The organism is Pseudomonas sp. SbOxS1 (assembly GCF_013416725.1).
GTDB lineage: Bacteria > Pseudomonadota > Gammaproteobacteria > Pseudomonadales > Pseudomonadaceae > Aquipseudomonas.
In genome coordinates, this window is sequence record NZ_JAAVXC010000002.1 from 661,049 (window position 1) to 685,663 (window position 24,615).

Below are 24,615 nucleotides of genomic sequence, written 5' to 3' on the forward strand. Positions count from 1 at the left end.
TGTCGCGGCTTTTTCGTGGGCGCTAATCGGGGGGGAGAAAAAAGCAACGCTATTTCAGGACGTGTCTGACATACACGGCGGGGCCCATTTGCCGATCATTGATTTTTTCCGTGGCGTCGGGTCGCGGAGAGGTCTGTGAAGGTGCCAAGGGGCGGATGGAAAGGCTTTCGTTCGATGTTGATCACGTGTACTGCATATCCCTGAGTGAGCGTCATGACCGGCGGCAACTGTTTCGCCGCACCGTCGCCACGCTCATTTCAAACCCGATCGAGTTCTTCATTGCACAGCGTTGCAGCGACCCGGTCCAAGGCTGTTACGAGTCGCATCAGGCAGTGGCCAGAAAAGTCCTGGCTGAAGGTTGGCAGCGGGTGTTGATCTTCGAGGACGATGCCAAGCCCTACAGGTTTCATCTGGTGCAGGTGTACTGGGTGAACCGGTTCATTCGCAGCCACAGCTTTCAAGCACTGCACCTGGGCTACAGCATGGGTCGCACATGGCTGACCTGGTTCCCGTTCATCGCTCGTGGCAACGTGGTGGCGCTGCACGCCTACATCCTCTCCCGCGAGGGCTGCAGGGTACTGGCTGAAACGCCCTATGCGGGAGAGCCGGTCGATGTCCTGTTCAAACGGCAGATCAAGCAACATTGCGTGTTTCCCATGCTGTTTCGCCAGCACGCAGCCGCAGTGGCAGGCAGCGACATCGAGGCGCTCGCCACGAATGAAGATGAATGGTGGGCGCGCAACTGGAAGAAACACAAACGCTCGGTGTGGAAAAACATCTGGCGAACGGTGGTTCGATTCAGGTTTTGATGATTGACCCTGGACCTGCTTCGGGGCTGTGATGTATGACAATTGGTAAAGGAATGCTCAATTGAGGATGTAGCGCGAGGGGACAAGTCATGACGAAAAAATTGCCTCCTGCTGTACGGGATCACGCCTGGGAGATTGCCCATCACGAAATGGGCCACTACGTCGTGGCTCGTGCCCTGGGTTTTGCCACGGGTAGCGTGAGCCTGACAGTCACCATGGACTTGCGGCATCACGGCGGGGCGTCCATCAGCCTGGTGCGGGCGATTTCGTCGATAGACGCCATGAAGCAACATCTGGAGGCCCGGATGATGGTCCTCCTGGCTGGCGCGATGGCGCAGACCCTGCCTTTAAAAAAATCAGCCGGGCAACGTGTCGACAAGTCGAAAGCGACGGCCATCCTCAAAGGCGAGCAGGGCGCGCAACAGGATTACGCCAAGATCAGGGAGCTGCAGCATCTGCTGCGCAATATCCTCTACCCCGGCACCGATCCGGCTTCATCCGAGCGCATTACGGCTGAGCTTAAAACGCTGACGGATCGCGCGTGGCAGCGGACTCAAGGCATCGTGGAAGAACTGTCGGGGATCATTGCCGAATTGGCAGCGATCTTGGTTGACGGCATGGTTATCGTGGAGCAGTGGGGGCGGGCGGCGGATACGTATGAGGTTGTGTTGGCGGGGCAGATGCTTGAACGATTGCGGGCAGTGCAGGCCATACCGTCGTTGCATGTTTTGACTGACAGTTGCGGTGATGCCGTTTAGCACTGGAAATAACGAGCCCTTCAGAAACGCAAAAGCCGCGCATTGCGCGGCTTTCTTGTTTGGTGGGCCCACACGGACTTGAACCGTGGACCAAAGGATTATGAGTCCTACCAAATGGAGATCCCAAAACATCCCGAAACGTTGATAGAATATAGCTTGTAGACCTTTATTAACTGGGCTTTTACATTCGTCTATGTTGATCCGTTTACCGATCTTTCTTGGTCGGATGCTTACAAAGTGCTTACAAAGATTCGGGGGTGTGATGGGCCAGAAAAATCAGATTTCGCTGACGGTGAAGCGCATCGGCGACCTGCTGCCGCCTGCTGATATCGGTGGCCAGGATTTCCACTGGAGCGCCGACCAGCCAGGGCTGGCCGTGCGAGTGACAGCAGGTAAGAAGGCGTTTATCTGGCAGGGGCGCTACCTGGGCAAGGTGGTGCGGATCACCATTGGCGATTGGCCAGGCAAGAGCATTGGCGATGCCGAGAAGGTTGCGCGCACGTTCCAGGCCGAAATCGATGCTGGGCGAGATCCTCGGCAACTGAAGAAAGACAACGAGGCCGCTGCCGTTGCCGCCAGTGAGCGCGCCAGGGTCGAGGCCGTGACAGTGGCCAGCGCCTGGGCCGACTACTTGGTCGACCGGCGTGCGCATTGGGGCGACACGCACTATCAGGACCACGTGAAGCTGGCTCAAGTCGGTGGCGAAAAACGCAAGCGCGGTGCCGGTGAAACGGTGCCCGGTCCGTTGGCATCGCTGATGAAGCTGCCGTTGTCGTCGTTGAGTGGCGACACTATGGAGCGCTGGGCGGCGATTGAAGGTGTCACGCGGCCAACTCGCGCCAGGCTGGCCATGCGCTGCCTGAAAGCGTTTCTTCGCTGGGCGGCTGATGAGCCCAACTATCGGTCGGTGGTTGCGGGCGATCAGGCCATCACCAAGCGCGCCAAGGATCGTTTGGGGCGTGCCGAGGCAAAGCAGGGCAGCTTACTCAAGGAACAACTTCCAGCTTGGTTTTCGGCTGTGCAGGGTCTCGACAACCCCGTGATCGGTGCCTACCTGCAAACACTGCTGCTCATTGGTTCACGCCCCGGCGAACTGCTGGCCTTGAAGTGGTCGGACATCGATTGGAAGTGGCACAGCCTGACCCTTCGCGACAAGGATGCCAGCAAGGGTGGTCGTGACGGTACCCGAACAATTCCGATGACGCCTTATGTCGAAAGCCTGCTGAGCTCGCTGCCACGGCGCAATCAATGGGTTTTCTCTAGCCCAGCCAGCGCGAACGGGCGCTTATCCGAAGCCAACCACGCGCTTGAGCGTGCCTGTGCTGTGGCCGGTGTATCGGTGACACCTCACGACCTGCGTCGTTCATTCGTGAGCCTATCGGAATGGCTGGAACTGCCGTCGGGCGTGATTGCTCAGATCGGGGGGCACAAACCAAGTGCGACTCAGGAGCGCCATTACAAGGTGCGCCCACTGGATCTGTTGCGCCTGCACCATGAGCGCTTCGAGGCATGGATGCTGGAGCAGGCAGGGTGCCCAATGCCAGTCGTTGATGGCCTGCGCTTGAGGGTTGTGCAATGAGCGAACAGAAGAGCAAAGAGGTAGATCTACGCTGCCGTAACGCGGGCATCACGATGCACTTACCGCTAGGGCACGACGGCGCGGTGCCGCCTCAACTTAGGCCTTTTGAGTCCCTGGACTATCTGTGCGAGCTGTGGGACGTCCTCCGGCAGAAGCTGATTGATGACAAGCCCATTGGTTTGGCAGCAAGCGAGGCCATGCAGATTCTGCTTGATCAACTGATGTATCACCCGGAGGGTGAAAAACTGCTAACGGCCATGCGCCAAAAGCAGAAAATTAATGAATGCAAAGTCGACCAAGTTCTGACTGATGCGAAAGCTGTGAAGTTGGGTGCAGGGGCTATTGCTGAGCTAGACCCGTATGAGACAGAAGCCCGAACCTTGCGGCGGCAAAAGAAGCGAGTGCAGGAGTTTAAAGATGAGCAGCGCGCCAAGGATGACAGGCAGTACATGCTGCTTGGGGACACCGACCCCCAGGGGTGACTGTCCATGACTTCCGGGAACGTATGTGAATAATCGGCTACCGATGGCAACAAAAACTAACTATCGGGAACCACCATGAACAACTTTCAAGCCCTTGATGCAATCGACCGCCCTTACATGACCACAACTGAGGCGGCGCACTTCCTCAATCGCAAGCCTCAAACCCTGCGCAACTGGGCTACCCATAACACTGGCCCGGTGAAGTGCATTCGCATCGCGGGGCGCTTGTCATGGCCAACTGCTGATGTTCGCGCTCTGTTGAATGTGGGACGCCAGACAAAATCAGTCGCATAAAAAGCCGGACGTGGGCGCGTCCGGCTGTGCTGACCACTGGTTTGTCTCAGTGGTGGGCGCGACTATCGTCGCACCTTGTCCGGCCTCCAATAATGTTCGAGGCTAATCCTGATGACTTTAAAAGAAGTTATGGCGGCCCGGTATGGGCTGCTAGATGGGGGGCTTGTGCCTGCCACCGGCAAGATTTCCCGCTTCCTCGCATTGGGCGACAAGCCAGGGCGTTGCACTGGCTTCGCCGTCTGGCTCGCCGATGGCGATCTGCTGCTGTCGTCGGCGCATCCAAATAGCACTTTCATCTTGTACGGCCATGTTCCGGTTCGAGGGCAGAGCCATGGCGGGTGATTGGCTCAAGATGCGGACTAGTTTGCTGTCGAATCCGAAAGTTATCCGCATGGCGTCCGCATTGAAAACGGACAGATTTCGGATAGTTGGCGGGCTTATGTCCGTTTGGTGTCTTTTCGACTTCCACTCAACTGACGGAACACTGTCCGGTTACACGCTGGAGACGCTTGATGAGCTTGCAGCGTGGCCGGGTTTTGCTAAGGCCATGATTACTGTCGGATGGCTCGAAGATGACGGCGTGAATCTAACTCTTCCACGCTTTGAAGCCCATAACGGCGCGTGTTCTAAGCGTCGCACCCTCGATGCAGAGCGCAAGCGAGAGTCCCGTAAGCGTCCGCATTGAAAACGGACAGACTGCGGACAAATTGCGCCGAAAAGCGTGACCAGAGAAGAGAAGAGAAGAGAAGAGAAGAGCCCCCCAAACCCCCCCAGGGGGTTCAATGCAATCGCTTCGCTCTTGCTTTTGCTCTGCCTGGACGATTGGAAATCGTTGACTTTGATCTTTGGCCCGAGTGGGGCCCCGCTTGCGGGGTCGAGGGCTTGCCGTTGTCCTCCGGCGCGCTGCGCCGGGGAGGCCTGCGGCCTCCTGTGTTTCGCGTTTTCGCGTGCGAGCGCTAAAGCGCTTACCGGTGCCGATCCTAAGTGCGGACGGGTGGTTCATGTATGAGTGAGGTGTGCGATGGGCGATATGGTCTATGCGCGGTTTATTGATCAAATTGTGCGCCGCTTTGCGCGGAACAAGGGTATTGCCTATCTGCACTCTGATTATTTTCCAACGCTGCGCTTGCGGTATTTGAAGGACCGCAGGTATGGGGTGTGGGAGGTATTGCACTGGGACGGATGGCACAGGGTCGGCAGTTATCCTGAGCTGGATTGCTCAACGATGCTGGAGCGCCTGCCGTGGGTGGTTGATCAGTTGAGGCGGGGGTTTGCAGTGGATCTGTCGGTTTCTTCACTGCCAGGTCGAAGGTGACGTCGAGGATTTCTTCACCGCCAGGTCGAAGGTAATCGGGCGGAAGTGAAGGTTCGGCGTGATCCTGATCGGGCTGGCTGTTGGGATGGTCAATCAGGTGGCGAGGTGTGCGATGGGTGAAACGCGATACATCGAGTTTAGTGATGCGGCGATCAAGCGGACGGCCAAGGATGAGGATGTGAGTGTGCTGCGTGATGTTTTCTACCCGACAGTGCGCCTGCGCTTCCGCGATAACCGCCGACGGGCGACCTGGGATGTTCGCCAGGGCGGGAAATGGAAGAAGGCCGGCGATTGGCCGCGCTGGGGCTGGAATGCGATGGAAGCTGCATTGCCGGCGGTGATGGCGAATCGGGCGTCCGGTGCGCACCCTGCTGGCAGCTTCGGGCAACTAGTCATTGTGGAGGATCTGCTGCGCTGGTATTTGGAGTGCCAACTGAGCAAGTCCGCACTGTCGAAGGCACGCAAGGCGAGCTGTCGGACGGTAATCCTGAAATGGCTGCTGCCGCGCCTGGGTGCGGTGTGGGTGGAGGATTTGGACCGGGCGCTGGTGCATCGGCTGTTGATTCAGCCGATTCAGGCGGTCCTGGCGCCGGCCACGGTGGCGAAGGTTTACCGGGTGCTGGTGGCGGCCATCCATGCGGCGCAGAAGCTGAAACGCCTGCCGCGCAATCCGCTGGAGGGGGTGAAGTTTCCGGAGTTCGGCGTCGGGCCGATCAGGCCGAAGCTGGCACGGCTGTTGCCCAAGGACGCCGGGGTGGTGCTGGCGCGGCTCGCGGAGCTTTTCCCGACCAAGCCGGTCGCCTGCATGTTGCCGTTGTTGATGCTGTGCACCGGCACGCGGATCGGCGAGACACGGCAAGCGCGCTGGGCTGAGTTCGACCTGCTTGCGGGGTTGTGGGTAATTCCGCCCGAACACACCAAAACGCGGACACGGTTGGAAGTGCCCTTGGCACCAGGGCTGGTGGAGCTGCTGCGCCGGTACAAGGAAACGCAAGCGCGAAAGCCGAGTGTCTACCTGTTCCCTGGGTCGCAGGGTAAACCGCTGTCGGAGCAGGCGGCGCAGTTGATCGTCCGCGATCTGAGTGGCGGGGCATTTTCCAGCCATGACTTGCGGAAGATGGCGCGGGCGGGATGGGCGCTGCTGGGGGTGGATTATCTGACGGCGGAGCTGCTGCTGAATCACGCCATGCCGGGGCTGACCGCCACCTATGTGCAGGCGGACTTGTCGCGACTGAAGCGGGAGGCGCTGGAACTCTGGCAGGGTGTCGGTAATGCCACGGGAGCGGGCTTGGACCTGGCCGGACGTTTCCACTTGTAGGTTCAACTTCCAGATTATTTGTTGGGCGCCGCGTACCAGTTCTGGCGGGGCGCTCAGCTGCCTGCTGGTTTTTGAATGTCGGCAGATACCGGCCAATGCAAAAAAGTGCGCTTTTTGTGCGGTTTTTTTGTGCTGTTTTTTTGTGTTGGGTTCAGGTGCTGGATGAGGTGGACCGTGCGCAGTGTGCGTGGGGCATGAGTTTGGTGGTGATGTTCGGATCAGCGGTAGGGGGTGTGTTGGGTCCATGCACGGAAATTTTTGTTTGTGCGGTATGGCGCTTGATGGCGCTCTTTTTTAGCCGGGGCGCCTGCTGCCCAAATGCCGACAATTACCGGCGGGCTCTTCCAGGTTCCGTTTAAAAAATTAACCAGATGTCATTGCACAGGAAAAATCAATGACTTGCAGGCGGAATGGATAGGAAATAATGGCCAGTCGCTCGCGCCGTTATGCCGGGTAGGTTGATTTGATCGGGAGGGCGATCTCGATAGCCGGGCGTAGTGATTGATGGCCCCGTCATGGTGGTCGACTGCTTCGCCGTGGTGGTCGAGGACAGCTTCGTCATGGTGGTCGACTGCTTCGCCGAAGTGCTCGAGGACAGCTTCGTCATGTTGGTCGACTGCTTCGCCGTGGTGGTCGAGGACAGCTTCGTCATGGTGGTCGACTGCTTCGCCGAAGTGGTCGAGGACAGCTTCGTCATGGAGGTCGACTACTTCGCCGTGGTGGTCGAGGGCGGCCTCGTCATGGTGGTCGACTGCTTCGCCGAAGTGGTCGAGGACAGCTTCGTCATGGTGGTCGACTGCTTCGCCGTGGTGGTCGAGGACAGCTTCGTCATGGTGGTCGACTACTTCGCCGTGGTGGTCGAGGACGGCCTCGTCATGGTGGTCGACTGTTTCGCCGAAGTGGTCGAGGATAACTTCGTCATGGTGGTCGAAATCGATTTGGTGGTCATTGGTCGGGGCGGCACGCGCAGTAATTTGGATGGTGATCCAGGTCAATCAGGTCGTCGTGGCGGCTGTCAAAATGTAAAGGCTGGATCAGTCGATCCGGAACCAATACGCGGTGCGGAGCCGATATGCACAAAGTTATGCCGTTACTGATGGCAGTGGCGTTGATATCGACAACAGGCTGCGCCGAGCTTGTTGATGCCCGTCGTGATTATTTGCAATGGGTCGACTCGCTCGATCTGCCGCGACAAACAACACCTGTGCAGCAGCAACAAGTAGCGCCTATGCAGCAGCAAATGCAAATGCAGCAGTATGGCCAGCCGGTATACCGCGCACAGGATTGCATCGGCGCGGTGGTCAATGGTGTGTGTCATGGCAGCACTGGCGCAGCGCAGCCTAAAGCAACCTGCTATGGTCAGATGCTCAATGGCCAATGTACCGGGCCGCAGTTCTGATCTGCCAACAGTCTGATCCAGTAACAGATGAAATTATTTCCCCCAGGGGGATTACGTCATGGGTCACATGGCTATCGGTGAAATCATCAAGCCGAGCTGCCAAGCAGCTTCGGCTTGAATGGCTTGTCAGCTCTGTAAGAGATGCTTGAAGTCCAGTATGAGCGATGCAGCAACTTGTAGTTTCACTTGCGCGCCATTCACGGCGCCCTGAGGGCGGAACTCAGTTCCCGGCATGTCAGTGGTGACGTGAATGTGGCCTTTGAGTTCGTTCGCCTGTAGGCCTGTCAATGTCTGGATGGCGCCAGTCTCGACGAAACCACAATTAAGCTCGATTTGTGCGCCTGCCGGCTGCTGCTCGCAATGCCGCACAAGAGCGCGTTTGTCCCCATTGAACATGGAGAGCATTTTTACAAGATTGGCTCCCAACGTGTACTGATGCTCGAAAGAAATCACGTTGGTTGCAAGTGCATCAAAATCAGTTTTTAGACGCCCCTTTCCACCAACAGCAGCTTGTAGAGAGCGGAATGCGAACTCAAGCTGCGCCGCTTGGTTGGCGGTGATGCCGTTCAGGTTGTTGAGTGGTGATGGAAGGCTGCTTGGCGTTGCCCCAGAGTGGCAAACTGGAAGCGCAGGTATCGCAGAGGCACCTGATCTGATGCTCATGGCATTTCGAATCCATACTGCCCCTAACTCGAAGTTGATCCAGTTTCGTTTAACTGACGCTGGACTGATCAGGTATATGGCGCCGATGCAGTCTACCAAGCCATCCTCGACTCGCTTTAGGAAGTTGGAGCCTGCAGGGATGCTTGTTCCATCCGACGAGACGAAGACGTCGACGAATCCACTGAATTCATCTTCAAGCGCTTGCTTCACTAGGAGCGCAAGCGCCTTCTCCTCGTGAATGTGGGACAGAAAAATAATGCGTGAAGTCATCGGCCTTCTCCTGATGAACCAGTAGACATCGAGCCATGCGTTGAAACGCTCCATTGGTGAATTACATTTCTGTAGAAACCAGTGGCGCGCGTTGAAGCTGTATGACGCGTCAGTTGCAAAGTGGCGGTACTTTTTCGCCGGATGCTTACAAAGTGCTTACAAGAGAACCAAAAACAAAAAAGGCCAACCGCAGCGGTTGACCTAAGTTGTTGAATCTATTGGTGGGCCCACACGGACTTGAACCGTGGACCAAAGGATTATGAGTCCTCTGCTCTAACCAACTGAGCTATAGGCCCCATTGGTCGCGGATTATAGCGACGGTTTCGCGGCAGTGCTATCCGAAAAATCCATTACTGCTGTACGAAGAAACGTCGCGGCGAATTCGTCGGGGGGCAGGGGCAGGCTGACGATGTAGCCCTGGATCTGCTCACAGCCTTCGGCGGCCAGGAATTGCTGCTGCGCCTGGGTTTCGACGCCCTCAGCGATGACCGTGAACTGCATGCTGCGGCCGAGCGCGATGATGGCGCGCACGATGGCAGCGTCGTGGGGGTCGTCCGGCAGGCCGCGGACGAAGGATTGGTCGATCTTGAGAATGTCCAGCGGCAGGCGTTTGAGGTAACTCAGCGAGGAGTACCCGGTCCCGAAGTCGTCGATCGCCAGTTGCACGCCCAGATGCTTGAGTTGGTGCAGAACGGCTAGCGCTTCTTCGGCCTGGCTCATGATGAAGTTTTCGGTGATTTCCAGTTGCAGGTAACCGGGGTTGAGGCGGTTGTCCTTGAGCAGTTGCTCGATCCGCCCCAGCAGATTCGGTTGGCGCAGCTGGGCACCGGCAAGGTTGACCGACAGTGGGCCGAGGCCTTCGTACATCTGGTTCCATTCAAACATCTGCCGGCAGGCAGTCTCGAGTACCCAATCACCGATCTGCAGGATCATGCCGTTTTCTTCGGCAAGGGAGATGAAGTGTTCGGGCGGTACGTCGCCAAAAGTCGGATGACGCCAGCGAATCAGTGCTTCGGCCCCTACCAGGCGATAGTCGTCGAGGCTGATCTTCGGTTGGTAACACAGGTGCAGTTCATTGCGCTCGATAGCGCGTCGCAGTTCGTGCTCCAGCGCCACGCGCTCGCTGGCCTGGGCAGTGAGGTCGCAGGTGTAGCTTTCGACCCGGTTGCGGCCTTTGGCCTTGGAACGGTACATCGCCGCGTCGGCGTTTTTGATCAGCGTGGCCACGTCGCTGCCGTCTTTTGGGTAGAGGCTGGTGCCGATGCTGGAGCTGATGAAAAACTCATGTTCGCCGGCCTGGAACGGCGCGGTAAAGCAATTGAGTAGCTTGGTGGCGATATTGTCGGCGTCGCTGGCTTGCTGCAGGCCGGGGAGCAGGATGATGAACTCGTCGCCGCCCAGGCGCGCGACGGTGTCGATGTCGCGCAACTGGTCCTTGAGGCGCACGGCAATGCCCTTGAGCAACAGATCGCCGACTGGGTGACCGAGGCTGTCGTTGATGTGCTTGAAACGGTCCAGATCGAGGAAGAGCACCGCACCCTGGCCGCCGTTTTCCTTTTGGTGACTGAGCGCGTTGAGCAGGCGGCTTTCGAACAGCGTGCGGTTGGGCAGGCCTGTCAGCGGGTCGTGGTGAGCCTGGTAGTCGAGTTTGGCCTGGGCGTGTTTGAGGCTGGAGATGTCGGCGAACACGGCCACGAAGTGGGTGATGAAGTTGTCGCGATTGCGCACGGCGCTGATGGTCAGCCAGCTCGGATAGAGTTCGCCATTCTTGCGCCGGTTGGAGATCTCGCCTTGCCAATGACCTTCGTCGGTCAGTTGATGCCACATGGCGGCGTAGAACGCACTGTCATGCAGGCCTGAGGCAAGCAGGCGCGGGGTGTGGCCCAGGGCTTCGCTTTCGCTGTAGCCGGTGATTTCGGTGAAGGCGCGGTTGACCGCGCTGATGTGTTGCTGGGTATCGGTGATCAACACGCCTTCTGCGGTGCTCTCGAATACCGTCGCGGCCTGTTGCAGTTTTTCCTGCATCAGGTGGCGTTCGGTGATGTCCCGGGCGATGGTCAGCATGCAGTCGTCGTCACCGATCGGCAGCGGACGGCTGGAGACCTCGCAGAGGCGGATCTGCCCATCGCTGCGGCGGATATGGCAGCTGAAATCGCGGACGAAACCGTCCCGGTGCAACAGGTCGAGCATTTTTTTGCGTTCGTTGAGGTTGACCCAGATCCCCAGGTCCAAGGCCGAGCGATCCACCGACATCGCGCTGTTGAAACCAGTGATGCGGCTGAACCCCTCGTTGACCTCCAGCAGCAGGCCATCGCTCTGGCGCGACAGCAGCAAGCCGTCGGGGGAGGCGTGGAAGGCCTTGGCGAACTTTTCTTCGGAGGTTTGCAGTTGTTGCTGGGTTTCCTTGAGCTGGGTGATGTCCCGCACCACGACCACCAGCGCCGGGGTTGTATCGAGGTCAAAGGGCTCGGCCGAGATCAGGCCGGTGAACACCTGGCCATTGCTGCGGCGAAAGGGCATCTCCAGGTTGCGGATGCTGCCGGCCTGCAAGCGCTGTAGCAGCCCTGGCCCGACGCCCGGGATGCCCCAGATGTTGAGGTCGGTGGCGGTCTGGCCGATGACGTCTTCGGCCCGCAGGCCAATCTGCTCTTCGAACGCCTCGTTGACCTCCAGCAGGCAGCCGTCGCTCAGGCGTGCGATCACCAGGATGTCCGGGCATTGCTGGAACACCGAGGCAAATTTCTGTTCAGAAAGGCGCAACGCTTCTTCGGTGCGTTTGGTTTCGCTGATGTCGATCATCAGGCCGCGCATCACCGGCTCATGACCGTGCTCGATCAAACTGACGATGTCGCGGACCCACAGGCAACGCCCGTCAGCGGTGATGACCCGGTAATCGAGGCTGTGGTCTCGCCCGGCCAACACTTCGTGGTCGCAGAAGCTCTGCGCGCGGGTGAGGTCGGCGGGGTGGATGATGTTGCGCCAGAAGCCCGGGATCAGCCAGTGGGACAGGGGGTAACCGAGCAGGTCTTCGGCGTGGGGCGACACATAGCTGTAGGTGAAGTCGCTCATGCGCGCTTCCCAGGCGATGGCCGACAGGCTCTCCACCAGTCCGCGGTAGTGGTACTCGCTGCTGCGCAGTTCCTGCTCCAGGTCGACCCTGCGGGCAATTTCCGAGCTCAAGCGGCGGTTGACGCGGATCACGGCCGCCAGCACGGCGATCAGCAGCAGTAGCCCGGGCAAGCCGTAGATCAGCAGATTGGACCAGAAGGTTCGATGATCGAGGACATTGCCGACCCAGTGCTCCTGGATCGAACTGATTTCAGCGGGCGTCATGTCGGCCAGGACTTTATCCAGGATGCCGACCAGCATTTTGTTGTCCCGTGGTACACCCATGGCCAGCTGATAGCGGTAGGGGGTTTCGCCGCTGACATACAGCCCGTCGAGCTTGAGCTGGCGCAAACTCCAGACGCTGGAGGCCAGATCGCCTACTACGGCGTCTACTTCGTCGGTGGCCAGCGCCTGCAAGGCCGAGCTGACGTTGGGCATCGCCACCAGGTTCAAATCGGGATGGTGGGTGCGCAGCAGTTCGTGAGGTGCGTAATTTTCCACTACGGCGATTTTCAGCCCGTACAGGTCTTCGAGTTTGCGCGGCTGGGCGCCCCCGACGTGTGCCAGGATGACGATCGGGAAGTCCAGGTAGGGGCGGGTGAATGACAGGTAGGCCTGACGTTCCGGGGTCGACATGATGCCCGGCAACAGATCCAGCTTGCCTTGTTTGGCCTGGTCCAGGACGACCGTCCAGCTCACGGGCTCGATAGGCGTGAGCTTGATGGCCAGTCGCTGGCGAATGCGGTCGATATAGTCTGCCGCAAGGCCTTGGTAACGGCCCTGGTCGTCGCGAAACTCAAAGGGCGGCCAGGAGGCATCGACACCCAGGCGCAGGTCCGGGTGGGCCGCAAGCCAGCTACGTTCTTCGTCGGTTAGAGTCAGCGCGCCAGCCGTTGCGGTCCAGGTCATCAGCGACAGCAAAAACAACACGGTCGGCAGTCTGGGCATAACGGTCTCGTTATGGCTCGGGGAATGCTTCGAGTGTAGACGGGCAAATCGGTGGGTGGGGTGGAGCGGGGGGATTTTATCTGCAAAAACAAAACCCCCGGCCTGGGCCGGGGGTTCTGGTATCACTCGTCGAGGAAGGAGCGCAAATGCTCGCTTCTCGTCGGGTGGCGCAGCTTGCGCAGCGCCTTGGCTTCGATCTGGCGAATCCGTTCACGGGTCACGTCGAACTGCTTACCAACCTCCTCGAGGGTGTGGTCGGTATTCATGTCGATACCGAAGCGCATGCGCAGTACCTTGGCTTCACGGGCAGTGAGGCCGGACAGCACTTCGCGAGTCGCTTCCTTGAGGCTCTCAACGGTCGCGACATCGATTGGCGACTGCATGGTCGAGTCTTCGATGAAGTCGCCCAGATGGGAGTCTTCGTCATCACCGATCGGGGTTTCCATGGAGATCGGCTCTTTAGCGATCTTCAATACCTTGCGGATCTTGTCCTCAGGCATTTCCATGCGTTCGCCCAGCTCTTCCGGGGTCGGTTCGCGACCCATTTCCTGCAGCATCTGGCGGGAAATGCGGTTGAGCTTGTTGATCGTCTCGATCATGTGCACCGGAATACGGATGGTGCGGGCCTGGTCGGCGATCGAGCGAGTGATCGCCTGACGGATCCACCAGGTGGCATAAGTCGAGAATTTGTAGCCGCGGCGGTATTCGAACTTGTCTACCGCTTTCATCAGGCCGATGTTGCCTTCCTGGATCAGGTCGAGGAATTGCAGGCCACGGTTGGTGTACTTCTTGGCGATGGAGATCACCAGACGCAAGTTCGCTTCGACCATCTCTTTCTTCGCGCGGCGGGCCTTGGCCTCACCGATCGACATGCGACGGTTGATGTCCTTGATCTCGGCGATCGTCAAACCGGTTTCGGTTTCCAGCGCGGTCAGCTTCTGCTGGCAACGAATGATGTCCGGCTGCACGCGACCGATGGCTTCAGCGTATTTGCTTTTGCCTTTGGCCAGTGCATCGCTCCAGCTTTCGTCGACTTCGTTGCCCGGGAACTGGCGCAGGAAGTCGGCACGCGGCATGCGCGCATCACGAACGCAGAGCTGCATGATTGCACGCTCTTGCTGACGCAAGCGATCCAGGGCACTGCGCACACGCTCGACCAGGCCTTCGAATTGCTTCGGAACCAGTTTGATCGGCATGAACAGGTCGGCCAGGGCCAACAGCTCGGCAATTGCCAGCTTGTTGTGGCGACCGTGCTTTTTCAGCGCCTTGCGGGTGATTTCCATCTGATCGGCGACAGCACCGAAACGCTGGGCGGCGATGATCGGATCCGGACCGCTTTCGGCTTCTTCTTCGTCATCGGAAGCTTCGGCGTCATCGTCGTCGGAATCGTCATCCGCTTTCGCGGTCTTGGTGTCGAGCGGCGGCGGAACCTCCGCAGCAGGCGGCGCAATACCATCGTCCGGGTCGATATAACCGCTCAGGACGTCGGACAGGCGGCCACCTTCGGTGGTGACGCGAGTGTATTCGGAGAGAATATGATCAACCGTGCCAGGGAAGTGCGCGATTGCGCTCATCACTTCACGGATGCCCTCTTCAATACGCTTGGCGATTTCGATTTCGCCTTCACGTGTGAGGAGCTCGACCGTACCCATTTCGCGCATGTACATGCGCACCGGGTCGGTAGTGCGACCAATGTCGGTTTCGACCGCTGCCAACGCAGCAGCTGCCTCTTCGGCCGCGGCTTCGTCGGTATCGGCGTCGGCCAGCATAAGGGAATCCTTATCTGGCGCAACCTCGAATACGTTGATCCCCATGTCGTTGATCATGCGGATGATGTCTTCCACCTGTTCCGGATCTGAAATATCCTCCGGCAGGTGGTCGTTGACCTCCGCGTAAGTCAGGTAGCCCTGCTCACGACCCAGTTTGATCAACTCAATAATACGAGACTGCTGTTGCGCTTTTCCGGACATAACACCCTATCCACTGAAGGTCTTGGCGGGCAAAAAACAAGCCGAGGATTATACCTGAGCTATGACCTCACGCGCCAGTTGAGGTCGGGTTTGATGCGGAAACATTGCGACTTAATAGGTCGCGCAGTTGATTTTTCTCTTCTGTGCTCAGCTCGCTTTGACGGGCTTTCCTGAGCAGTTGTTCCAGGTTTCGCTCGCGTTGGCGGGCTGACAAGCTAGTAATGGTGTCGAAAAACTGTTGTTCAAGGTTATCTCCGTCAATCAGCCATTCCTTTTCCGCCAGCGCCTTGAGCAAGCGTCCTTGCTCCGTGCCGTGCCAACGAGCAATCAACTGAAATGAGTTTAGCTTGGGATTCTTCTGTACGGCTTCGAGCAGTGCCACCAGCAGTTGCGTGTTGGTGTGGTCCTCGGCGGCAAAGTGCCCGGCATCCTCGACTTTCTCGGCCAGTTGCGGGTGGTGGAGCAGTGTGCGCAACGCGGCGAGCGTCGGTGGCTCTACGGCCGCCGGCACCCTGGGTGCACGGGGTTGATCGCGATCGCCGCCGCGTTTGCCGTTCTTGTCCCAGGGCTTCTTGTCCCACTTCTTGCCGCCCGCGCCGGGTTTCTTTGGTGTCCATTCCTGCTGCGGTACGTACATTTCCTGCGATTGCGGCTGATGATAGTCGCTGTAATCGGGCATCGCGTCGTAATCGAAGCCGGGATCGTAGGCCGGCGGCGCTTCTTGCGGGGCGCTCTGCACCAGCTGACTGACGGCTTCCCCACTCAGGCCGGTGATTTCGCTCAGGCGCTGGCGCATCAGGATGCGCAGGTTGGCTCCCGGGACTTTGTCGATCAACGGTGCTGCCAAGGTGGCCATGTGGGCCTTGCCTTCGAGTGAGCGTGGGTCGGCTTCTTCCGTCAGTTGCTGGAAAAAATAATCGGCCAGCGGCTGTGCATGCTGGTTGATTCGTGCGCGGAAGGCGTCGGTGCCTTCGGAGCGGACCAGGGTGTCCGGGTCTTCGCCCTCGGGCAGGAACAGGAATCGGGCGCGACGGCCATCCTGCAGGCTCGACAGCGTGGCTTCCAGGGCTCGCCAGGCGGCGTTGCGACCGGCCTGGTCGCCATCGAAGCAGAACAGCACGCTGGGCACGACGCGAAACAGCCGTTTCATGTGCTCTTCGCTGGTAGCGGTGCCCAGGGTCGCGACGGCATTGCGCAAGCCTTGCTGGGCGAGGGCGATGACGTCCATGTAGCCCTCGACGACGATGATTTCGTCGAGGTTGCGGTTGTTCTTGCGTGCTTCGTACAGGCCGTAGAGTTCCTGGCCTTTATGAAAGACCGGGGTTTCGGGCGAGTTGAGGTACTTGGGCTTGTCGTCGCCCAGCACCCGGCCACCAAAGGCGATGATGCGCCCGCGACTGTCGCGGATCGGGAACATCACGCGATCGCGGAAGCGGTCGTAGCGTTTGCCGGTTTCGGCGTTCTCGATCAGCAGGCCTGCATCGATCATGGCTTTTTGTTGCAAGGTGTCACTGCTCAAGTGCTTGAACAGGTTGTCCCAGCCAGGTGGCGCAAAGCCTAAGCCGAAGTCCCTGGCGATTTCACCGGTCAGCCCGCGACCTTTCAGGTAGTCCACGGCGGCTTTGCGCGCCGGATGGCTTTTCAGGGCCTGGCGATAGAAATCGGCGGCGGCCGTGAGCAGCGGGTACAGCGGCGAATCGGTTGGCTGGCGCGGCTTGTGCGGGCGCCCGCTTTCTTCGCGGGGGATTTCCATGCCGGCGGCTTTGGCCAGTTCCTCGACAGCCTGGGGGAAGTCCAGGTTGTCGTGGTCCATGATGAAACCCAGGGCGTTACCGCCAGCGCCGCAGCCGAAGCAGTAATAGAACTGCTTGTCGGGGCTTACGCTGAAAGAGGGGGTTTTTTCTTTATGGAACGGGCAGCAGGCCGTGTGGTTCTTGCCGGCCTTTTTCAATTGCAGGCGCGAGCTGACCACGTCGACGATGTCGGTGCGGTTCAGAAGGTCGTCAATGAAGCTCTGGGGAATTAGCCCGGCCATGGCGTTCTCGTCATCTGCGCTGAAAAGGAACCGAAGCGAAGGGTAGCTGAGCGCGGGTCATTGCTTGAGGCGCGCAAAATGTGCGGCTCGACCGGTATCGCCTGCATGATCGCTGTCGGGAAGTGTATCTGCCGAAAATCCACTGACGTTACTGCTCATCAGTATTCGACTATTTGAAAATGTTGCGCTGAATCCGGCTGCGACCAGTCAATGGTCTCGGATAGCTTGTTATCTTGCACGCAAGCAGGTGCCTTGGGCTGATCGTCGTGAGAGGAATCAGTGGGTGTGCTCGTCAGTAGCCTTGAAAGGCTCGTCAGAAAAGACGTGCACCGCTGGCAAAAGAGCCAGGTCTGACGCAGTGAAGCAGATTTGTCTCGGTCGCATCTGCGGCTTCGACGGTGAAGCATCAAGCGTTTTACGCAAATGCCATAAGCCCGGCTCAGAGCCGGGCTTGGCAGAAGCTTGCTACGATCGTCTGTGTATTAGTACAGACGAACGGCGCGGCGCTGTTCGCGCTGAACTTTCTTGGCGTGACGCTTAACAGCGGCTGCTGCTTTGCGCTTACGCTCAGAAGTTGGCTTCTCGTAAAATTCGCGGCTACGAACTTCAGCCAGTACACCGGCTTTTTCGCAGGAGCGCTTGAAACGACGCAGAGCTACGTCGAAGGGTTCGTTCTCTTTTACTTTGACGGCTGGCATCCAGAGCTACCTTCATTCATTACCGGGGTCAACATCCTCGCGGCAAAAGAGCACTTGAAGACGTCGGTTTTTAAGGGTTGCGGATGTTAACCCCTCATCGCACGGAATGCAAAGCCTCTGATCGAAAACCGCTGGTCGGGGCATCACGCGACGACTATTATGCGCGCCTTCGAATTCAGCCTAAACAAGGCGCAAACCCATGCTAGTACTGGGATTAGAAACCTCTTGCGACGAAACTGGTGTCGCACTTTACGACAGTGAACGCGGCCTGCTGGCCGACGCGCTGTTCAGCCAGATCGACCTGCACCGTGCGTATGGTGGCGTAGTGCCGGAGCTGGCCTCGCGTGATCACGTCAAGCGCATGCTGCCCTTGATTCGTCAGGTGTTGGCCGAAGCCGGCTGTGTGCCGACCGAGATCGACGCCATCGCTTATACCGCGGGCCCTGGCCTGGTCGGAGCGTTGCTGGTGGGTGCTTCCTGTGCTCAGGCTCTGGCCTTTGCCTGGGGTATTCCGGCGCTCGGCGTGCACCACATGGAAGGTCACCTGCTGGCGCCGATGCTGGAGCCGCAACCGCCGGAATTTCCGTTCGTCGCTTTGTTGGTATCGGGCGGCCATACGCAGTTGGTTCAGGTCGACGGAATCGGCCAGTACACGCTTTTAGGCGAGACCCTGGACGATGCCGCGGGCGAAGCCTTCGACAAGACCGCGAAGATGATGGGGCTCAATTATCCAGGCGGACCGGAAATCGCTCGCCTGGCAGAGCAGGGCGTTGCAGGACGTTTCGTCTTTCCGCGTCCGATGTGCGACCGCCCTGGCCTGGACTTCAGCTTCAGCGGCTTGAAAACCTTCGCCCTGAACACCTGGCAACAGTGTGTGAGTGCCGGGGACGACGGTGAGCAAGCCCGTTGCGACATCTCGCTGGCGTTCCAGCAGGCCGTGGTGGAGACTTTGACCATCAAGTGCAAGCGCGCCCTGAAAGCGGCTGGCATGAAGCGCCTGGTGATCGCTGGAGGCGTCAGTGCCAACAAGGCGTTGCGCACTTCCCTGGAAAAAATGCTCGGCGACATGAAGGGCGATGTTTTTTACGCCCGTCCGCAATTCTGCACCGATAATGGCGCCATGATTGCGTTTGCCGGCTGCCAGCGTCTGCAGGCTGGCCAGCAGGAAAGCCTCGCGATCAGTGTGCAGGCGCGGTGGCCGATGGAGCAGTTGTCGCCCCTGTGATGAAGGGCATTCATGCCTGGCCGCTAAAAATGCCGTTCGCGCCCGGCAAACAGGTCGCGTAGATTGCCCCGGTGGCGCCAGACGATCATGCCGGTCAGGGCGCACATGGGCAGCAGTGCTGCCGGTTCTTGCCAGGCCAACAGTGGCAGGGTCAGGGGCGTGGCGATCAAGGCGGCCAGCGAGCTGGTACGGGTCAGGTAGAACGTCAGCAGCCAGGCACAGACCGCCATCAAGGCCGCAGGCGGGTATAGCCCCAGCAACATGCCGGCAGCGGTGGCGACACCCTTGCCACCGCGAAAGCGGAAATACAGCGGGAACAGGTGACCGATGACGGCGCAAACGCCGATCCACGCCTGGTCTTGCAGTGACAGGCCTGCGCTGCCTGCGACCAGTACGGGCAACAGGCCTTTGCAGAGGTCGCCGAGCAGGGTCAGGATGGCGAGTTTCTTGCCGGCCAGGCGCAACATGTTGGTGGCGCCAGCATTGCCCGAGCCACTCATTCGCGGATCGGGGTTACCGGTCATGCGGCTGAGCAAGATGGCGAAGGACAGAGAGCCGAGCAGGTAGGCGAGGATCGCCAGTAACCAAAACATGCTAACTATTCCGGGCGAGGACGCCCTGATTCTAACGGCGCATTGCGCCCTTGTCGTGTAGCGGAGAAAAGTGCTTGGACAGAGTGTTTATCGAGGGCCTGGAAGTCGACACCGTGATCGGTGCCTATGACTGGGAGCGAGGCATCCGACAGTGCTTGCAGCTTGACCTGAGTTTCGCTTGGGACAATCGTCCGGCCGCCGCTGGCGATGACCTGACCCTGGCGCTTGATTACGCGAGCGTTTCGTCGCGCATCCAGGCTTTTGCCGAACAGGCACAGTTCCAGCTGGTCGAGACCTTTGCCGAGCGCCTGGTTGAAGTGTTGATGAGCGAATTCAAGATTACCTGGATGCGCCTCAAGCTGACTAAGCCCGGTGCGGTTCCTGCTGCTACAGGCGGCGTGGGTGTGGAGATCGAGCGCGGATGTCGCTGACTCAGGTGTATCTCGGGCTCGGTAGCAACATCGAGCGCGAAGCCCATTTGCGTGCCGGCCTGGAAGCCCTGGCGGGTTTTCTGGTGGATATACGTTGCTCGGCGGTCTTCGAAAGCCAGCCGGTGGGGATCAAGAGCGGGCCGTTCTTCAATTTCGTGGTGTCGGCCTATACCGATTTGCCGCTGATGGAGCTGGATCGCCGGCTGAAGTTTATCGAGGCTGACAACGGGCGTTATGCGCCTGATCGCCGAGGTTTGCCGCTGGATATCGACGTGTTGCTGTTCGGTGACCTGGTGGGTAACTTCGATGGCCTGGTGCTGCCGAGGGCGGAAATTCTTAAAAATGCGTTCGTGTTGTGGCCGCTGTCGCTGATTGCGCCGGATCGGGTGCATCCTGGCGTAGGCAAGAGCTTTGCGACCTTGTGGGGCGAAGCGCAGATTGATCAGATGTTGGCGCCGGTGGCGTTTGAGTGGCGTGGGGAGCAGTTGACGCCTTCGAATTTATTGTGACAGTGATTACGCCTTCGCGGGCAAGCCTCGCTCCTACAGAGCGAGTCTTGCCCGCGATGCTTTTCAGGCGGACGCCCCTTCTTTGTAGGCTTTCAAAGCTTTCAGTCGCTCACGTTTGATCGCCTCGCCCAACTCAGGCCCTTTGAATCCCTGCTCCAGTAATGGCTGAACGGCAACGCTGCGCGCCGCTGTCGCTGCGCCGCGCAAGTAATCCGCCTGTGGATAACTTGTCTGCTCCAGCCCCTTGCGTCCACGCGCATCCATTTCGCACGCGGCAATAAACTCTTCAAACCGCTGCGGTCGGCGGTAAACGTCAAAGCTCTGCAGTAGCTCGAGCAAGGTCGAAGGCTTGAGCTCCAGTGCGCGATGACCGTGGGTGTGATATTCGCCCACCAGCAACGCCAGCTCCTGGCAATCCCTCGGGGCCTTGAAGCGTTCGTTGACCGCCTTGATCAGTTTCAGCCCCTTGGACTCGTGGGCGATGTGGCGCGGCCATTGCTCCTCTGGTGTCAGCCCTTTGCCCAGGTCATGCAGCAGGCAGGCCCAGCGCACGGTCAGCGGTTGTTTGTGCTGGGCCGCTTGCTGCAGCACGCTCAGGGTGTGGATGCCGGTGTCGATTTCAGGGTGATGGGTGGCAGGCTGCGGGATACCGAACAACGCGTCGACTTCCGGCATCAGCTCTTTGAGCGCGCCGCAGGTGCGCAACACCTGGATGAACACCTGTGGCTGGTTTTCCATGAGGGCGCGGGAGATTTCTTTCCAGCTGCGCTCCGCTGTCAGGGCCTGGAGTTCGCCTGACTCACTGAGCTGGCGCATCAGGTCGAGGGTTTCGGGTGCGACAGTGAAGCCGAGTTCGGCATAGCGCGCGGCAAAGCGAGCAACGCGCAGAACCCTGAGGGGATCTTCGGCGAACGCGGGGGAAACGTGGCGCAGTACGCGGGCCTCGAGATCGCGCTGGCCGTGATAGGGATCGGTCAGGTTCTGCTGATCGTCTTCGGCCATGGCGTTGATTGTCAGGTCGCGGCGAATCAGGTCTTCTTCGAGGGTCACATCGGGGCTGGCGTGGAAGGTGAACCCGCCGTAACCGCGTCCGCTTTTGCGTTCGGTCCGGGCGAGGGCGTATTCCTCGCCGGTTTTCGGATGAAGAAACACCGGAAAATCAGCGCCTACCGGCCGAAAACCCTTGGCGAGCATTTCTTCAGTGGTCGCGCCGACCACGACTCGGTCGATGTCGGTGACAGCTATGCCGAGCAGGCGATCGCGTACGGCGCCGCCAACTTTATAAATCTGCATGAAAAACCTCCGTTAGCTCGACAGGATAACCGTTACGTCGAGCGTTCGGAGGTGCAAACAGGATCACAAATGGATGACGGCCAAGTCCAGTCGGCCGTAATCGCCTTCGCTGTGTTCTCCTTTGGGGGGCACATGGTGGGTTTTCATGACCTGGTCACCCTGCAGGGTTTCCAGGTGAATATCGAAGCCCCAGAGGCGATGCAGGTGCTTGAGCACTTCCTCGGTGGACTCTCCCAGGGGTTTGCGGTCGTGCTGTTGGTGGCGCAGGGTCAGGGAGCGATCGCCGCGCCTGTCGATGCTGTAGATCTGTACGTTGGGTTCGCGATTGCCCAGGTTGTATTGGGCCGCCAGGGTTTCACGAATGATGCGATAACCGCCTTCGTCGTGAATGGCCGGTACCAGCAGATCGTCCTTCTGGTCGTCATCGAGAATGCTGAACAGCTTCAGGTCGCGGATCACCTTGGGTGAAAGGTACTGGAGGATGAAGCTCTCATCCTTGAAGCTGCTCATGGCGAACTTGATGGCGGCCAGCCAGTCGGTGCCAGCAATGTCCGGGAACCAGCGGTAATCCTCTTCAGTGGGTTCTTCACACATGCGACGGATATCGCGGTACATGGCAAAGCCCAGGGCGTAGGGGTTGATGCCACTGTAGTAAGGGCTGTCGAAGCCAGGCTGGAAGACCACGCTGGTGTGGGATGTCAGAAACTCCATCATGAAGCCGTCGGTCACCAGGCCTTCGTCGTACAGGTCGTTCATCAGGGTGTAGTGCCAGAAGGTCGCCCAGCCTTCGTTCATGACCTGGGTCTGGCGTTGTGGGTAAAAATACTGGGCGATCTTGCGTACGATCCGCACGATCTCCCTCTGCCAGGGCTCCAGCAACGGCGCATGTTTTTCGATGAAGTACAGGATGTTTTCCTGCGGTTCGGCGGGGAAGCGCGCGTTGTCCTTGTCGCTGTACTTGTCCGCGCCTTTGGGTATGGTGCGCCACAGATCGTTGATCTGTTTCTGCAGGTGTTCTTCCCGGTCCTTTTGCCGGCGCCGTTCCTCCTCCGCGGAAATAGGGTAGGGACGCTTGTAGCGGTCGACCCCGTAGTTCATCAGCGCGTGGCAGGAGTCGAGCAAGTCTTCGACCGCATCGATGCCATGGCGTTCTTCGCACTGCATGATGTACTGCTTGGCGAACACCAGGTAATCGATGATCGAACTGGCGTCGGTCCAGGTGCGGAACAGATAGTTACCCTTGAAAAAGCTGTTGTGCCCGTAGCACGCATGCGCCACCACCAGCGCCTGCATGCAGATGGTGTTTTCCTCCATGAGATAGGCGATGCACGGGTCGGAGTTGATCACGATCTCATAGGCCAGCCCCATCTGGCCGCGTGTGTAGGACTTTTCGGTACTGAGAAAGTGTTTGCCGTAGGACCAGTGGTGATAGCCCAGCGGCATGCCGACGGAGGCGTAGGCGTCCATCATCTGTTCAGCGGTGATCACTTCGATCTGGTTAGGGTACGTATCGAGCGCGTAGCGAGCTGCAATACGACTGATTTCACGGTCGTACGCCTGGATCAGCTCGAACGTCCACTCCGATCCGGTGGATATGGGTTGGCGCTTCAGCTCTTTGGCGGTCATGTCACTAACCTGCGCTGGAAGAGTTCACGGAAGACCGGATAGATATCCCCGGCCGAGACCAGTTGTTGCTGGGCAAAAGTGTCGGAAAAGGCTTCGGCGATACGCTCGTACTCGAACCACAGGGCCTGATGTTCCCGTGGAGTGATCTCAACGTAAGTGTAGTACTGCACGAATGGCATGATCTGGTTGATCAGGATGTCGCGGCAAATCGGCGAGTCGTCGTTCCAGTTGTCGCCGTCGGAGGCCTGGGCAGCGTAGATGTTCCATTCGTTGGCTGGATAGCGCTCGGCCATGATCTCTTGCATCAGTTTCAATGCGCTGGACACGATGGTCCCGCCGGTTTCCCGGGAGTAGAAGAACTCTTCCTCGTCCACTTCGCGGGCGCTGGTGTGGTGGCGGATGAACACCACGTCGATCTTGTCGTAGTTACGCTTGAGAAACAGGTACAGCAGGATGAAGAAGCGCTTGGCAATGTCCTTGGTCGCCTGGGTCATGGAGCCGGAAACGTCCATGAGGCAGAACATCACCGCCTTCGAGCTGGGGTTGGGTTGCTTGATCAGCAAGTTGTACTTGAGGTCGAAGGTGTCGAGAAACGGTACACGATGAATGCGTGCGCTGAGTTTTTCGATTTCTGCCTCAAGTTCCTGGATATCGCCGAAGTTGTCCGGTTCTTCCTGCTTGAGTCGCAGAAGTTCTTCCTTGGCTTCGCGCAGTTTCGCCCGGCTGCTGCCCGAGAGGGCGATTCGCCGTGCATGGGCCGAGCGCAAGGTGCGGATGATGTTGATCCGCGACGGGTTGCCCTCGTTGCTGATCCCGGCGCGCACAGTCTTGAAGGTGTCGGTGCCGGTCAGGTTGCGCTTGACCAGGTTCGGCAGCTCAAGGTCTTCGAACATGAATTCGAGGAATTCTTCCTGGGTGATCTGGAAGACGAATTCGTCCATCCCTTCGCCCGAGTTACCGGCCTTGCCAGGCCCTCTGCCGCCGCCACCCCCCGGTGGGCGGGCAATGTGTTCGCCGCTGGTGAATTCCTTGTTGCCCGGGTGCACGACGGTCTGTTTGCCACCGCGACCGTGGTGAAGCACCGGTTCGTCGATATCGCGCCCCGGGATGCTGATTTGCTCGCCGTGTTCCATATCGGTAATGGAACGCCGGCTGACCGCCTCTTCGACAGCCTTTTTGATGTGATCACGGTAACGCCGCAGAAACCGTTGGCGGTTTACCGTGCTCTTGTTCTTGCCATTGAGACGTCGGTCGATCACATAGCTCATGACTGCTCCTTAGAAGCTGTCCTG

General features: G+C 58.9%; 22 protein-coding genes and 2 tRNA genes. 13 read left to right on the forward strand and 11 right to left on the reverse strand.

The features are described 5' to 3' along the window. Positions 1 to 155 precede the first annotated feature (155 nt). Both HFK74_RS03930 and HFK74_RS03935 read left to right on the forward strand, forming a co-directional pair. Complete coding sequence (locus tag HFK74_RS03930) at positions 156 to 809, forward strand: hypothetical protein (protein ID WP_180202421.1); 654 nt, start codon at positions 156 to 158, stop codon at positions 807 to 809. 89 nt (positions 810 to 898) lie between these two features. After that, positions 899 to 1,567, forward strand: a complete 669-nt coding sequence (locus HFK74_RS03935) for a peptidase M41 (RefSeq protein WP_180202422.1) — start codon at positions 899 to 901, stop codon at positions 1,565 to 1,567. Between the two features lie 60 nt (positions 1,568 to 1,627). On the opposite strand, the gene HFK74_RS03940 is transcribed toward HFK74_RS03935, so the two are convergent. Further along, a tRNA-Leu gene (locus HFK74_RS03940) sits at positions 1,628 to 1,702 on the reverse strand. 127 nt (positions 1,703 to 1,829) lie between these two features. Between HFK74_RS03940 and HFK74_RS03945 the strand changes: the two genes are divergently transcribed. The 8 genes from HFK74_RS03945 (at position 1,830) to HFK74_RS03980 (ending at position 7,954) form a co-directional block, all read left to right on the forward strand. Beyond that, a complete protein-coding gene (locus HFK74_RS03945) occupies positions 1,830 to 3,146 on the forward strand; it encodes an integrase family protein (RefSeq protein WP_218953521.1) in 1,317 nt (438 codons plus the stop codon). After that, on the forward strand, positions 3,143 to 3,628 hold the full coding sequence (locus tag HFK74_RS03950; RefSeq protein ID WP_180202423.1) for a hypothetical protein: 486 nt from the start codon (positions 3,143 to 3,145) through the stop codon (positions 3,626 to 3,628). Before HFK74_RS03945 ends, HFK74_RS03950 begins: the two co-directional genes overlap by 4 nt. Before the next feature lie 75 nt (positions 3,629 to 3,703). Further along, positions 3,704 to 3,922 carry a helix-turn-helix domain-containing protein gene (locus HFK74_RS03955; protein WP_180202424.1) on the forward strand — a complete coding sequence of 73 codons (219 nt, stop codon included), beginning with the start codon at positions 3,704 to 3,706 and terminating at the stop codon, positions 3,920 to 3,922. A gap of 111 nt (positions 3,923 to 4,033) precedes the next feature. Continuing rightward, a complete protein-coding gene (locus HFK74_RS03960) occupies positions 4,034 to 4,264 on the forward strand; it encodes a hypothetical protein (protein WP_180202425.1) in 231 nt (76 codons plus the stop codon). Between the two features lie 679 nt (positions 4,265 to 4,943). Then, positions 4,944 to 5,237 (forward strand): hypothetical protein, encoded by a 294-nt coding sequence (locus tag HFK74_RS03965; RefSeq protein ID WP_180202426.1) that lies wholly within the window; start codon positions 4,944 to 4,946, stop codon positions 5,235 to 5,237. A gap of 58 nt (positions 5,238 to 5,295) precedes the next feature. Beyond that, complete coding sequence (locus tag HFK74_RS03970) at positions 5,296 to 6,555, forward strand: site-specific integrase (RefSeq protein ID WP_180202427.1); 1,260 nt, start codon at positions 5,296 to 5,298, stop codon at positions 6,553 to 6,555. A gap of 515 nt (positions 6,556 to 7,070) precedes the next feature. Further along, positions 7,071 to 7,652, forward strand: a complete 582-nt coding sequence (locus HFK74_RS03975; RefSeq protein ID WP_180202428.1) for a hypothetical protein — start codon at positions 7,071 to 7,073, stop codon at positions 7,650 to 7,652. Next, on the forward strand, positions 7,628 to 7,954 hold the full coding sequence (locus HFK74_RS03980; protein WP_180202429.1) for a hypothetical protein: 327 nt from the start codon (positions 7,628 to 7,630) through the stop codon (positions 7,952 to 7,954). The genes HFK74_RS03975 and HFK74_RS03980 overlap by 25 nt, the downstream gene beginning before the upstream one ends. Before the next feature lie 126 nt (positions 7,955 to 8,080). Here the strand turns inward: HFK74_RS03980 and HFK74_RS03985 are convergent, their stop codons facing one another. From HFK74_RS03985 to rpsU, 6 genes are all read right to left on the reverse strand, one after another. Continuing rightward, positions 8,081 to 8,887: a toll/interleukin-1 receptor domain-containing protein gene (locus HFK74_RS03985; protein ID WP_180202430.1), complete on the reverse strand. Its 807-nt coding sequence runs from the start codon at positions 8,885 to 8,887 to the stop codon at positions 8,081 to 8,083. Between the two features lie 219 nt (positions 8,888 to 9,106). Then, positions 9,107 to 9,183 (reverse strand) — tRNA-Ile (locus HFK74_RS03990). Between the two features lie 13 nt (positions 9,184 to 9,196). Continuing rightward, on the reverse strand, positions 9,197 to 12,943 hold the full coding sequence (locus HFK74_RS03995; protein WP_180202431.1) for a bifunctional diguanylate cyclase/phosphodiesterase: 3,747 nt from the start codon (positions 12,941 to 12,943) through the stop codon (positions 9,197 to 9,199). Between the two features lie 122 nt (positions 12,944 to 13,065). Further along, the gene (rpoD, locus tag HFK74_RS04000) at positions 13,066 to 14,913 is read right to left on the reverse strand and encodes an RNA polymerase sigma factor RpoD (RefSeq protein ID WP_180202432.1); all 1,848 of its coding nucleotides are present in this window, start codon (positions 14,911 to 14,913) and stop codon (positions 13,066 to 13,068) included. 67 nt (positions 14,914 to 14,980) lie between these two features. Then, positions 14,981 to 16,948 (reverse strand): DNA primase, encoded by a 1,968-nt coding sequence (dnaG, locus tag HFK74_RS04005; protein WP_180202433.1) that lies wholly within the window; start codon positions 16,946 to 16,948, stop codon positions 14,981 to 14,983. Positions 16,949 to 17,430: 482 nt separating this feature from the next. Continuing rightward, positions 17,431 to 17,646 (reverse strand): 30S ribosomal protein S21, encoded by a 216-nt coding sequence (gene rpsU / locus HFK74_RS04010; protein ID WP_002551877.1) that lies wholly within the window; start codon positions 17,644 to 17,646, stop codon positions 17,431 to 17,433. 199 nt (positions 17,647 to 17,845) lie between these two features. Here rpsU and tsaD point away from each other — a divergent pair, with 199 nt between their 5' ends. Next, positions 17,846 to 18,871 (forward strand): tRNA (adenosine(37)-N6)-threonylcarbamoyltransferase complex transferase subunit TsaD, encoded by a 1,026-nt coding sequence (gene tsaD, locus HFK74_RS04015; protein ID WP_180202434.1) that lies wholly within the window; start codon positions 17,846 to 17,848, stop codon positions 18,869 to 18,871. A gap of 23 nt (positions 18,872 to 18,894) precedes the next feature. On the opposite strand, the gene plsY is transcribed toward tsaD, so the two are convergent. Next, positions 18,895 to 19,464 carry a glycerol-3-phosphate 1-O-acyltransferase PlsY gene (gene plsY, locus HFK74_RS04020; protein WP_180202435.1) on the reverse strand — a complete coding sequence of 190 codons (570 nt, stop codon included), beginning with the start codon at positions 19,462 to 19,464 and terminating at the stop codon, positions 18,895 to 18,897. 74 nt (positions 19,465 to 19,538) lie between these two features. Between plsY and folB the strand changes: the two genes are divergently transcribed. Next, positions 19,539 to 19,895, forward strand: coding sequence for a dihydroneopterin aldolase (folB, locus tag HFK74_RS04025; protein ID WP_180202436.1), 357 nt, complete (start codon positions 19,539 to 19,541; stop codon positions 19,893 to 19,895). Further along, positions 19,886 to 20,404: a 2-amino-4-hydroxy-6-hydroxymethyldihydropteridine diphosphokinase gene (folK, locus tag HFK74_RS04030; RefSeq protein ID WP_180202437.1), complete on the forward strand. Its 519-nt coding sequence runs from the start codon at positions 19,886 to 19,888 to the stop codon at positions 20,402 to 20,404. The genes folB and folK overlap by 10 nt, the downstream gene beginning before the upstream one ends. Positions 20,405 to 20,467: 63 nt before the next feature. Here the strand turns inward: folK and HFK74_RS04035 are convergent, their stop codons facing one another. From HFK74_RS04035 to HFK74_RS04045, 3 genes are all read right to left on the reverse strand, one after another. After that, on the reverse strand, positions 20,468 to 21,697 hold the full coding sequence (locus HFK74_RS04035) for a multifunctional CCA addition/repair protein (RefSeq protein WP_180202438.1): 1,230 nt from the start codon (positions 21,695 to 21,697) through the stop codon (positions 20,468 to 20,470). Positions 21,698 to 21,760: 63 nt separating this feature from the next. After that, positions 21,761 to 23,323, reverse strand: coding sequence for a SpoVR family protein (locus HFK74_RS04040; protein ID WP_020798817.1), 1,563 nt, complete (start codon positions 23,321 to 23,323; stop codon positions 21,761 to 21,763). Further along, positions 23,320 to 24,591 carry a YeaH/YhbH family protein gene (locus HFK74_RS04045; RefSeq protein ID WP_008061553.1) on the reverse strand — a complete coding sequence of 424 codons (1,272 nt, stop codon included), beginning with the start codon at positions 24,589 to 24,591 and terminating at the stop codon, positions 23,320 to 23,322. Before HFK74_RS04045 ends, HFK74_RS04040 begins: the two co-directional genes overlap by 4 nt. Positions 24,592 to 24,615 lie beyond the last annotated feature (24 nt).